11 protein-coding genes and 1 pseudogene are annotated in these 10,912 nt (G+C 68.8%); 8 read left to right on the top strand and 4 right to left on the bottom strand.

Features of this window, described 5'->3' with window-relative positions:
• Positions 1-551: alcohol dehydrogenase catalytic domain-containing protein (locus VFH10_RS15535; RefSeq protein ID WP_325130143.1), on the bottom strand; the 551-nt coding region annotated here is incomplete at its 3' end.
• Positions 552-653: 102 nt separating this feature from the next.
• Entirely contained in the window at positions 654-1,346 is a 693-nt protein-coding gene (locus VFH10_RS15540) for a helix-turn-helix domain-containing protein (RefSeq protein ID WP_325130145.1), read from the bottom strand.
• Between the two features lie 124 nt (positions 1,347-1,470).
• On the opposite strand from VFH10_RS15540, the gene VFH10_RS15545 reads away from it, so the two are divergent.
• The 4 genes from VFH10_RS15545 (at position 1,471) to VFH10_RS15560 (ending at position 5,676) form a co-directional block, all read left to right on the top strand.
• Positions 1,471-2,868, top strand: a complete 1,398-nt coding sequence (locus VFH10_RS15545; RefSeq protein ID WP_325130147.1) for an FAD-binding oxidoreductase — start codon at positions 1,471-1,473, stop codon at positions 2,866-2,868.
• Positions 2,869-3,017: 149 nt separating this feature from the next.
• Positions 3,018-4,280, top strand: a complete 1,263-nt coding sequence (locus VFH10_RS15550; protein ID WP_325130148.1) for a sulfatase-like hydrolase/transferase — start codon at positions 3,018-3,020, stop codon at positions 4,278-4,280.
• Between the two features lie 141 nt (positions 4,281-4,421).
• Complete coding sequence (locus tag VFH10_RS15555) at positions 4,422-5,123, top strand: DinB family protein (RefSeq protein ID WP_325130150.1); 702 nt, start codon at positions 4,422-4,424, stop codon at positions 5,121-5,123.
• Between the two features lie 235 nt (positions 5,124-5,358).
• Entirely contained in the window at positions 5,359-5,676 is a 318-nt protein-coding gene (locus VFH10_RS15560) for a YciI family protein (protein WP_325130152.1), read from the top strand.
• Positions 5,677-5,878: 202 nt separating this feature from the next.
• Here VFH10_RS15560 and VFH10_RS15565 read toward each other — a convergent pair whose 3' ends face one another.
• Positions 5,879-6,433 (bottom strand): dihydrofolate reductase family protein, encoded by a 555-nt coding sequence (locus VFH10_RS15565; RefSeq protein WP_325130154.1) that lies wholly within the window; start codon positions 6,431-6,433, stop codon positions 5,879-5,881.
• Positions 6,434-6,899: 466 nt separating this feature from the next.
• On the opposite strand from VFH10_RS15565, the gene VFH10_RS15570 reads away from it, so the two are divergent.
• The 4 genes from VFH10_RS15570 to VFH10_RS15585 are packed head-to-tail and all read left to right on the top strand — an operon-like array spanning position 6,900 to position 10,805.
• Positions 6,900-8,027 carry an ABC transporter substrate-binding protein gene (locus VFH10_RS15570; protein WP_325130156.1) on the top strand — a complete coding sequence of 376 codons (1,128 nt, stop codon included), beginning with the start codon at positions 6,900-6,902 and terminating at the stop codon, positions 8,025-8,027.
• Between the two features lie 35 nt (positions 8,028-8,062).
• Positions 8,063-8,944, top strand: coding sequence for a hypothetical protein (locus VFH10_RS15575; protein ID WP_325130158.1), 882 nt, complete (start codon positions 8,063-8,065; stop codon positions 8,942-8,944).
• A complete protein-coding gene (locus tag VFH10_RS15580; RefSeq protein ID WP_325130159.1) occupies positions 8,941-9,732 on the top strand; it encodes an ABC transporter permease in 792 nt (263 codons plus the stop codon). The genes VFH10_RS15575 and VFH10_RS15580 overlap by 4 nt, the downstream gene beginning before the upstream one ends.
• A complete protein-coding gene (locus VFH10_RS15585) occupies positions 9,729-10,805 on the top strand; it encodes an ABC transporter ATP-binding protein (protein ID WP_325130161.1) in 1,077 nt (358 codons plus the stop codon). The genes VFH10_RS15580 and VFH10_RS15585 overlap by 4 nt, the downstream gene beginning before the upstream one ends.
• A 13-nt stretch (positions 10,806-10,818) precedes the next feature.
• Here the strand turns inward: VFH10_RS15585 and VFH10_RS15590 are convergent.
• Positions 10,819-10,912, bottom strand: a pseudogene (locus tag VFH10_RS15590) (dihydrofolate reductase); the annotation flags it as partial.

Here is a 10,912-nt window from a genome sequence, read left to right on the forward strand (position 1 = left end):
GTCGTGATCACCGTCGCGTCGGACCAGCGAGCCAGCTGGATCGCCGCATTGCCCACCGCCCCGGCCCCGCCGGCGACCAGGACACTGCGGCCATGCAACGTGCCAGGGCCGAGCCGGACCGGGCCGCCTTCGGTCACGGTCAACGCCCGGTGGGCGGTGAGGAACGGAACACCAAGGGACGCACCGAGGTCGAATGACCCCACGTCCGGCAGGTGCACGACCTGGTGCGCCGGCACCAATGCGTACTCCTGCGCCGTACCTTCGGGGCGCTGGTACGCCGCCTCCCAAACCCAGACCCGCAACCCCAGCAAGGCACTCTCGACGCCGGGGCCGACTGCATCGACGACGCCGGAGCCGTCCTGGTCGGGCACCTGGGGCGGCTCGACCGGGGTTCCCGGTTTGGCGCCGCGGCGGGACTTCCAATCGGTGGGATTGACCCCGGACCGGTGGACCCGCACCCGCACCTCGCCGGGTCCCGGATCGGCCCGATGTCGGTCGACGAGCGTCAGGACATCGGGTTCTCCGGTCTGGTGATAGGTGATGGCGCGCACCTTCCCGACGGTAGTCGTTGTGGCGGTGCTGCCGGCTCAACGGCCCGTCTGCCGGTCCGCGTCGAAGCGGCGAAGTGACGCAGCGGGTAGGGGCTCGGAGCGTCAGCGCGAAATGCCAGCGGCGTCTGCGGGCTTGATGTGAGCGAACTTGCTGCGGCCGTTCCAGGTCGGGAAGGCGCTCACCAGCCAGGACGGACCATGGAGCTGGATGCGTGAGCCGCGGGTGGCTTCCGCCCACGAGAGCTGCCCCGCGTGCCACTTGACGAAGGCCTCGGCGTCGGCCGTGATGAAGAGGTCCTCGTCGACGCCCGGGTAGGTCTTGCAGATCTCGGCCTCACCGTGCTCGAGCAGCAGCCAGTACCGCTCGTGTGGCCGGAAGCCGGTGAAGTCCAGCCGGACGACCACCCGACTCTTGGGCAGCCGCTCCGGTCGGAGCGCGTTGCACATGGACCACAACGCGACGTAGGGATCGAGGTTCTCGGGGGCGATCTCGAGCCACCGGGCTCCCCACTCCCCCAGGGTCCTGCAGACCTCGAACAGGTCCTCGCCCGACGTCGTGAGCAGGTAGCGGTGACCGCGTCCCTGCGCCTTCGGCGTCACCTCGACGATGCCGAGACGTTCGAGCTGCCTCAGCCGCTGCGCGAGCAGGGTGTGGGAGAGCCCGGGTGCACCCTGGAGGATCTCCCCGAACGTGTCGCAGCCCAGGTGCAGGTTGCGGATGATCAAGGGCGTCCAGCGCTCGGCGAAGATCTCCGCGCCACGGGCGATCGGACAGTACTGGCCGTACGTCCTCATGAGCGAAGTGTCCCGCGACTCCCGGCCGAGGTGAAGTCCAGATTGCTTACCTCGAGGTCCAGATACCTGACTTCTCGGGGGCACACCCCGATGTTGCGATGAGCCCAGGCACCGAGGAGGAACGATGACAGCGCAGACCATGATCCGGATCCCACGATTCGGCGGCGAGGTGATCACCCCGCAGCATCGTGAGTACGACGACGCACGGACGGCGTGGAACGGCGCAGTCGACAGGCGACCCGCGGTGATCGCTCGCTGCCGGAGCACCGCCGACGTCGCCGCCGCGGTGCGCTTCGCCCGCGAGCACGACCTCGAGATCGCCGTACGCGGCGGTGGCCACAACGTGGCCGGCACCGCGGTCTGCGACGCCGGACTCGTGATCGACCTCTCCGCGATGCGCGACGTCTCCGTCGACCCCGTCCGGCGCGTGGCTCTCGTCCAGGGCGGTGCGCTGTGGGCGGACGTCGACCACGCGACACAAGCGCACGGCCTGGCCACCACGGGCGGCATCGTCAGCCACACCGGCGTCGGGGGCGTGACCCTGGGCGGCGGCATCGGCTGGCTGATGCGGAAGCACGGACTCACCGTCGACAACCTCGTGGAGGTCGAGTTGGTCACGGCGGAGGGCGGTGTCGTCCGGACATCGGCCGATGCCCACCCCGACCTGTTCTGGGCGCTGCGAGGCGGAGGCGGGAACTTCGGCGTCGTCAGCTTGTTCCGGTTCACACTGCACCCGGTCGGCCCCATCGTCGTGGCCGGACCGGCCTTCTGGGCCGCCGAGAGCACGCGCGACGTCCTGCGCTTCTACCGAGACTTCATCAGCAACGCACCCGACGAGCTCACGACGGTCGTTCGGCTCGGCACGATCCCACCGTGGCCGGTGGTCGACGACGACCTGCACTTCCGGCCGGCCATCGCCGTTGCGAGCTGCTATGCCGGACCGGTCGCGGAAGGGCAGCGCGCCGTCCGTGCGCTCCGCGAGTTCGGAGCGCCGCTCGTGGATCTGGTCGGACCCACGTCGTACGTCGACCACCAGAGCGGCATCGATGACACGGTTCCGCACGGCTGGCACTACTACTGGAAGGGCACGAGCCTCGCGGGCCTTTCCGATGCCGTCATCGACGTCGTCGCCGATCATGCGTACCGGGCAACCTCACCTAGGTCGTACGCGGCGATGTTCCAGATGGGTGGAGCTGTTGCCCGCCTCCCTCGGGGGGCGACGGCCTACCCGGCCCGCGGCGTTGGCCACAACATGAGCATCGACGCCGTGTGGCTGCCGGAGCAGGACGACACCGTCCGAGCGAAGGAGACCTCGTGGGCAAGAGACTTCTACGACGCCCTCGAACCACATCGTGCCGGCGTGTACGTGAACTTCCTCGACGCCGACGACGGCGAGGACCGCGTCCGCGAGGCGTACGGCGACGACACCTACCGGCGGCTCGCCGAAGTGAAAGCCAAGTACGACCCCGACAATGTCCTCCACCACAACAAGAACATTCGGCCTAGGGCGCAGGAGCAGTGAGCGGCCGACGGTGCCTGACGTGATGCGCCTCGGCCGCGAACGGAGTCGCGTGCCTCGGCATCAGACTCGTCAACGATCTGCAGGACGTGGCAGCGCTCGATGGACGGCTGGCCGTGTCCCCGTCCGGACCACCGCCTAGGCTCGCCGACGTGGACTCACGCCCTAACGTGCTGTGGATCATCACCGACGACCAGCCCCGACGCTCCTTGAGGACGATGCCGCACACCTGGCGGCTGCTGGTCGAGCCTGGCGCGCGGTTCCGCAGCGGGTACGCCGCGGTGCCGTGGTGCGGCCCGGCGCGAGCCTCGATGTTGACCTCGATGTATCCGCACAACCATCACTGCTTCACCAACAACACGTTGCCGAAGTTCCTCGACCGCGGGCTCGACCAGGACACCGTGGCCACGCGGATGAAGGCTGCGGGTTACCGGCTGGGCTACTACGGCAAGTACATGAACGCGCACCGCCAGATGCCGGAGTACGTCGCACCCGGGTGGGACCGCTGGGTGGTGCGGATCTCCGGCAAGCTCAAGCCGTACAACGTCGACGGGCGCGTGATCGACGTCGCCGACGACCGACAGGCGTCCGACGCGTACGCCGCCGAGCGGGCCGCGGAGTTCGTGCGGACCCAGACCCAGCGGCCGTGGTTCATGGTGTTCGCACCGACCAGCCCGCACAGCCCATACACCCCGTCGCGCCGACACCGGCACGACTTCGACGACGTGTCGTGGAACCCACCGGCGCTCAACGAGGACAACCTGGGCGACAAGCCGGAGTGGATGCGCTCACTCCAGCGGCAGGACCGGGACCGGATGCGGCGCCACTGGGAGGGAAAGCTCGAGGAGCTGCGCGACCTCGACGACCAGATCCGCGAGCTGGTGCGTGCCCTGCGCGCCACCGACCAGCTCGACAACACCGTGATCATGCTGGTCTCCGACAACGGGTACATGCTCGGCGAGCACCGGTTGTTCCGCAAGGAGCACCCCTACGAGGAGTCCGCCGGCGTCCCGTTCGTCATCCGCGGCCCGGGCTTCGAGCCCGGACGGGTCAACGCCCTGGTGAGCCAGGTCGACCTCATGCCGACCACGCTCGAGGTCGCCGGCCTGGACCCCGACGAGGGCCGGGCGCTCGACGGGCGGTCGATGCTGACCCACCTGCGCAGCGGCGACTGGTCGGGCTGGCGACGACGGCTGCTCTGTGAGAACCCGAACCTCGGCTGGGCACTCCTCCGCGAGGGACAGATGGTCTTCATCCGCCAGTACGAGCGAGGTGGCCGCGAGCTCTACGACCTCGACGACGACCCCCACCAGATGCGGTCGCTGCACCGGAGGGTCGACACCGACCCGTACCTGACCAGGCTGAACGCGCTCCGCGCCGCGGCAGGCCTCGAGCTCCGCGCCCTCGAACGCTGACCCACCCACCAAGCAGGGTCGGGGCTCGCGCAAGCGGCGGAATGACACTTGCTGAACGGGACAGGTCGTGGCAGGTCCGCGAACTGGCTGCCCGGCGCCGTCGGCGTCGGCACGTCGGAGCGGGCTCCATATAGTGATCGCGTGGCCGAGCGCGAGCAGTTTCTCGAGCGGGACCTTCGTGGTGCGCGGTTCGTCGAGTGCGACTTGTCGGACGTGGTCATGCGCGGCGTCGACATCGCTGGGATGGACATCGACGCCCCCTGGTTGAGCGACGGTCCGGGCCTGCGGGTGAACGGGGTCGACGTGACGTCGTTCGTCGAACAGGAGCTGGAGAGCCGCTTTCCTGGACGCAGCGAGCGACGGGCGGAGGGCCCGGCTGGTCTGCGAGAGGCGTGGACCAAAGTGGACCGGGCTTGGGACGCGGCAATCGCGAGGGCGGCGACACTGCCCGCCGGGTCCGTCGACCTCAGGATGGATGATGAGTGGTCGTTCGCGGAGACACTGCGTCACCTCGTGCACGCGACCGACATCTGGTTGGGCAAGGCTGTGCTGGGGCTCGAGGAGGCTGACTTCCATCCCCTCGGCGTCGGGCACGGCACCAAAGCCTCCGTCGCCGTGTCTTACGACGACGTCCTGGCCGCACGGGCGGACCGAGCCGCGATGGTGCGCGACTTCCTCGCCACCGTTACCGACAAGGTGCTCGACGAGGAGCGCCGCAACCCGCACAACCCCGCAGAAGCCGAGACCGTTCGCAGCTGCCTGCACGTGATTCTCCAAGAGAGCTGGGAACACCTGCGATTCGCTCAGCGTGACCTCGATGCGATGAACTCGCCGATCGGCTGAGAGAGCCACACCAGAGAGCCACACCACCACGTAAGCGGAGACCGGGAAATCGCTCATCGGCAAGATCCGTACGTTCGGCGGGCGCCTGATCGCGGCGAAAGACGCGACACCGGACTGGGGAGGTTCGCGGAAGCGAGACCGGAAGTTGCGATGAGTTTCCGCGTCCAGGACGGTCGAACGAGGCATGACTCAATACCTACTGTCTGTTCCGCACGACTCCGAGGAGGAGCCGACCATGGAGACCATGGATCCGGCCGACCTCGAGGCGGCCATGGCTGCCACCGGTGCGATCATCGAGGAGCTGACGTCGACCGGCGCCTTCGTCTTCGCGGGCGGACTGATGCCGCCCTCGAGCGCGATCACCGTAGACAACACAGGCGAGGCGCTGAGCACCGTCAACGGCCCCTTCGTCGAGGCCCCCGAGTACCTCGGAGGATTCTGGGTGATCGACGTCGCCGACGAGGAGACCGCCCTTGGCTGGGCCGCCCGCGCGTCGAAGGCCCTCGGCGGCCGGATCGAGGTCCGGGCCTTCCAGGTGCCGCCGGCTGGGTGAGGTCGTTCATCGAGCTGGCCGGGGTCGGATCTGTCCGCCCATTCGGCGATGCGTACGTCCGTCGCGCCCCTGAACGCGGCGGAGTGACGCCGGCCGTGGCGCGCGCGAATCGGCGACACGGTCGAGCTTCGCTGCCTGCGACAGGTTCGTCAGCGTCCTAGGCGGGTGCGCACCCGGAACCGATCGGGGGTCTCCGGGCAGTTCAGACGTCGGTGACGGCATATCGGAGCAGCGTCACGCCGGAACGGAACGCCCGTGCCTCGAGCAGTTCGAGATGAGGAAATGCCGTGCCCTCGGCGACCAGGCCCTGGCCGCGGCCCTGGACGGCGGGATAGACGAGCAACCGGATCTCGTCGACGAGCCCGGCCGCGAGCACGGCGTGCGCCAAGGTGATGCTCCCGGTCAGCGTGATGTCGCCGCCGTCGGACTCCTTGAGCCGTCGCACCTCATCAACCGGGTCGCCGGAGAGGATGGTGGAGTTGCGCCACTGCGGATCGGTCATCGTCGAGGAGACGATGTATTTCTGCACCTTGTCGAGGTACGCGCCTGCCGGCTCATCGGTGTGCTGTGGCCAGTAGCCGCGGAAGTCTTCGAATGTCTGCCGCCCCAGCAACACCGCGTCGGAGGAGGCGGCCAGGCGCTCCATCCCATCCAGCCAGTCCTGGATGTCCCCGTCAGGCGACGGGTCGAACCACTCGTCGAGCATCTCGATCCGCCCGTCGGCCGTGACGTTCTCGGTGAGCAGCAGGCGGCGCATGAGCCCGGTGTATCACCAAACGCGGTGACGTGTCGCCGCGCACACGTGCACCACGGTGCGCATCGGATGCCGGCCGGTCCGCCCTCGGATTCCCTGCCTCCCGACCGCCTGCCCAAGGAACTCCCTCAGACACGCGTGTCCCCACCGCGCATCGCCGCGCGTCCAGCTGCTGCGTCAACCCAGATCAAGTTCGGACGCAAGGGCTGGGGACGCGCGACTCGGACACCTCGACGAGCGGAGGGTTCGTCGCGCCCATCGCAGCCCCGGATCTGCACGGGTGGCACGCCGCACGGCGCGGCGAGGACTTGGGGCCGGCAGGCCCTGCCCCTGCTCGCGCGTCATGCTCAATTCGTGACCACCTGACCATCCCCGGCAGGGGGTCGGATGGGCTACCTTCCGAACAGGGGACTCGGGACTCCCGGTCCGCCCGTGCACAGCGCATGTCACGTCCTGAGAGGTGTCACTCATGCTCCGATCCCACCGTCTCGCGGTCTCCGTCGCCGCGGTGTCCCTGGTTCTTCTCGCGGCCTGTGCCCCGCCGTCGGACGACGGTGAGGAGTCCACGACCGAGAGTGGTGTGTCCGCGGCCGAGGCCACGTCCGTCGAGGACTTCGGCGGCATGGAGGGCCTCGTCCAGGCAGCCGAGGAGGAAGGCGAGCTCAACGTCATCGCGCTGCCGCGCGACTGGGCCAACTACGGGGAGCTCATCGACACCTTCTCGGAGAAGTACGACATCGAGGTCAACGAGGATCAGCCGACGGCCGCCAGCCAGGACGAGATCAACGCGGCCAACGACCTCGCCGGCACCGACCGGGCACCCGACGTGTTCGACCTCGGCCAGTCCGTCGCGCTCGCCAACACCGACATGTTCGCGCCGTACAAGGTGGCGACGTTCGACGAGATCCCGGACCAGTACAAGGACCCGAACGGCGCCTGGGCCAACGACTACGGCGGCTACATGTCCATCGGCTACGACTCCGCCAAGGTCCCCGACGTGACCTCGGTCTCCGACCTGCTCGACCCGGCCTACAAGGGCTCGGTGGCCCTCAACGGCGACCCGACGCAGGCCGGCGCGGCGTTCAGTGGCGTGATGATGGCCGCGATCGCCAACGGTGGCTCCGCCGACGACATCGCCCCAGGCGTCGACTTCTTCGGCGACCTGAAGAAGGCCGGCAACTTCCTGCCGGTCGACCCTGACTCCGCGACCATCGAGTCCGGTCAGACACCCGTTGTCATCGACTGGGACTACCTCGGTGCCGCCGCCGCGAAGAACGTCTCGACGTGGAAGACCGTGGTGCCCGAGGAGGCCGTCGTGGCGGGCTACTACTTCCAGGCGATCAACGCCGACGCGCCGCACCCGGCCGCGGCCCGCCTGTGGCAGGAGTTCTTGTACAGCGACGAGGGCCAGAACCTCTGGTTGAAGGGGGGCGCCCGGCCGGTGCGCGGTGATGCGATGGCCGAGGCCGGCACCATCGACCAGGCGCTGTGGGACGCGCTGCCCGAGGTCGGCGGTGAGCCGGTGATCCCGACCAACGAGCAGACCGAGAAGGCCGCGACGTACCTCGCCGAGAACTGGTCGCAGGTCATCAGCTGAACGTGGCCGTCACCGAGGTAACGACCCCTGCGCCGGTGGCGGGCACCCCGCCCGCCCCCGGCGCAGGACTGAAGATCGCCGTCGGGTCGTACGTCCCGCTGCTGCCCTTCTTCGGGTTCCTGCTGATCTTCCTGATCGTGCCCACGGTCACCGTGGTCGTCAGCGCCGTCCAGGACGGCGAAGGCGGCTTCACGCTCGGCAACGTCCGGGCGTTGACGTCCGACGCGGCCGTCAACGCGCTCTGGAACAGCATCATCCTCTCGGGCAGCACGGCCATCATCGGCGCGGTGCTCGGTGGATTGTTGTCCTACCTCGTCGTCTCGCTGGGCCCGCGGAGCGTGATCCGTCGGACGGCCGTCTCGGTGTGCGGCGTGCTCGCGCAGTTCGGCGGGGTGACACTGGCCTTCGCGTTCATCTCCTTGCTGGGCTTCTCCGGCGTCCTCACCGAGGCTCTCCGGTCCTGGCCGGGCATCGACATCTGGGGATCCGGCTGGCTGTTCGGGCTTCCGGGGCTGATCGTCGTCTACTGCTACTTCCAGATCCCGCTCATGGTCATCGTCTTCACTCCCGCGCTCGAGGGGCTGCGCCCGCAGTGGCGGGAGGCGGCGACCAATCTCGGAGCGACGACCGCACAGTACTGGCGGATGGTGGGCTTCCCGTTGCTGACACCGGCGTTCCTCGGGTCGATGCTCCTGCTCTTCGCCAACGCATTCGCGGCCTATGCGACGGCGGCAGTGCTGGTCAGCCAGGGCAACCCGATCAGCCCGCTGTTCATCCGCTCCGCTCTCACCAGCGAGATCCTGCTCGGCCAGCGGAACCTCGGGTTCGCGCTCGCGCTCCAGATGGTCGTGGTCGTCGCGATCGTGATGGGGGCCTACGCGCTGCTGCTGCGACGGACGGCGAGGTGGATGCGATGACCTCGACGCGGGGTTTCCGGATCGCGCGCGGCGTCGGCCTGACCCTGTTCGCGGCGTACTTCATGGTCCCACTGCTGTCGATGCTCGACTTCAGCACCCGGGCGAGAGGCGACGAGGGTCGGACGTTCGACGCCTGGCGCACGCTGGTCGAGAACGAAGACCTCCGCGAGGCGATCATCGCCTCGTTGCTGCTCGCGGTGCTCACCGTCGCCCTCATGGTGGTGCTGCTCGTGCCGACCATGATCTGGGTCCGGCTGCGGGTGCCCCGGGTCTCCCGGCTCGTCGAGTTCCTCTGCCTACTGCCGCTGACGATTCCGGCCTTGGTCATCGTCGTCGGCATATCGGGCGTCTACGCCTGGGTCGACTACCTGATCGGCGACTCGGCGCTGACGTTGACGTTCGCGTACGTCGTGCTCGTCCTGCCTTACGCCTACCGGTCGATCGACTCGGCTCTGTCGGCGATCGATGTGTTCACCCTCGCGGAAGCCGCCCGCTCCCTGGGCGCGAGCTGGTTGACGGTGATCGCTCGGATCGTGCTGCCCAACATCATGACCGGGGTCCTCTCCGCGGCCTTCATTGCGGTAGCCCTCGTGCTCGGCGAGTTCACGTTCGCCTCACTGCTGCACTTCGACACGATGCCGGTGGCGCTCGTCCAGATCTCCAAGACCGACGCCAAGGCGTCCGTGGCCGGCGCGCTGGCCTCGATCATCCTGATCACCCTGCTGCTGATGGTGCTCTCGCTCCTCCACCGCGACCGCGTCACCCGAACGCCTGGACAGGAATCATGACGACCACTCCCACGCCTCCCGCCACGACGACAGGCCGCAGCCTCGCCGTCGAGCTCACCGACCTGACCAGGGTCTACGGTTCGGTGCGGGCTCTCGACGGCCTCACGCTGCACATCAACCCCGGGGAGATGGTGGCGCTGCTGGGTCCTTCGGGCTGTGGCAAAACGACGGCCCTGCGCATCCTCGCCGGGCTCGACCAGCCGACGGCCGGCACCGTGTCGGTCGGCGGGAAGGACCTGACGAGGGTGCCCGCCAACAAGCGCGACATGGGCATGGTCTTCCAGGCCTACAGCCTCTTCCCGCACATGACGGTGGTCGACAACGTCGCCTTCGGCCTCAAGCTGCGCGGCCAGGACCGCGCGGCCCGGATGAGGGTCGCCCGCGACCGGCTCGAGCTGGTCGGGCTCGGCGAGCAGGCCGACCGCTACGCCAGCCAGCTCTCCGGCGGCCAGCAGCAGCGGGTGGCGCTTGCACGGGCGCTGGCGATCGAGCCCTCGGTGCTGCTGCTCGACGAGCCGCTGTCGGCTCTCGACGCCAAGGTGCGCACACAGCTGCGCGACGAGATCCGCCGCGTGCAGCTCGAGGTCGGTACGACGACGGTGTTCGTCACCCATGACCAGGAGGAGGCCCTCGCCATCGCCGACCGGGTCGGCGTGATGAACAAGGGCCGCCTCGAGCAGCTGGCGCCACCGGCGGAGCTCTACGCCTCTCCGGCGACGCGCTTCGTGGCGGAGTTCGTCGGCCTCAACAACAAGGTGCCCGCCCAGGTCCGCGACGGTCGGGCCGAGGTGCTCGGCTCGAGCGTGCCACTGATCGCCGGCAGCCTCGACGCGGGCGCCGGGCTGGCCATGGTGCGTCCCGAGTCGGTGACTCTCGACGCACGATCGAGCACCCCCAACGCGACGGTCGAGTCGATCAACTTCCTAGGGCCGGTCTCCCGCGTCTATCTTGACGTCGACGGCATCGACACCGTGATGGCGGCCGTGCCCAGCCCGGTGGCAGTCAAGCTCGCCCCGGGCGATCGCGTGGCCGTGGGCGTCGATTCGACGCCGTTGCTCGTCGTCGCGGCATAGGCCGCCGCCCGCCTCAACGGCACACCCGAAAGCGCAAGTGCAACACCCGGTTGCCCTGGATCACCACGTGGGGATCCTCCAACAGGTGCTGTGCGTGGACCGACTCG

It is taken from the genome of Nocardioides sp. (assembly GCF_035697785.1).
Classification (GTDB): Bacteria; Actinomycetota; Actinomycetes; order Propionibacteriales; family Nocardioidaceae; genus Nocardioides_B.

Excerpts from the sequence above, each read along its gene's own strand:
- VFH10_RS15545 (WP_325130147.1), top strand. The coding sequence starts at position 1,471 with ATGACAGCGCAGACCATGATCCGGATCCCACGATTCGGCGGCGAGGTG.
- VFH10_RS15540 (WP_325130145.1), bottom strand. The coding sequence starts at position 1,346 with ATGAGGACGTACGGCCAGTACTGTCCGATCGCCCGTGGCGCGGAGATC.
- VFH10_RS15565 (WP_325130154.1), bottom strand. The coding sequence starts at position 6,433 with ATGCGCCGCCTGCTGCTCACCGAGAACGTCACGGCCGACGGGCGGATC.
- VFH10_RS15560 (WP_325130152.1), top strand. The coding sequence starts at position 5,359 with ATGGAGACCATGGATCCGGCCGACCTCGAGGCGGCCATGGCTGCCACC.
- VFH10_RS15585 (WP_325130161.1), top strand. The coding sequence starts at position 9,729 with ATGACGACCACTCCCACGCCTCCCGCCACGACGACAGGCCGCAGCCTC.
- VFH10_RS15570 (WP_325130156.1), top strand. The coding sequence starts at position 6,900 with ATGCTCCGATCCCACCGTCTCGCGGTCTCCGTCGCCGCGGTGTCCCTG.
- VFH10_RS15580 (WP_325130159.1), top strand. The coding sequence starts at position 8,941 with ATGACCTCGACGCGGGGTTTCCGGATCGCGCGCGGCGTCGGCCTGACC.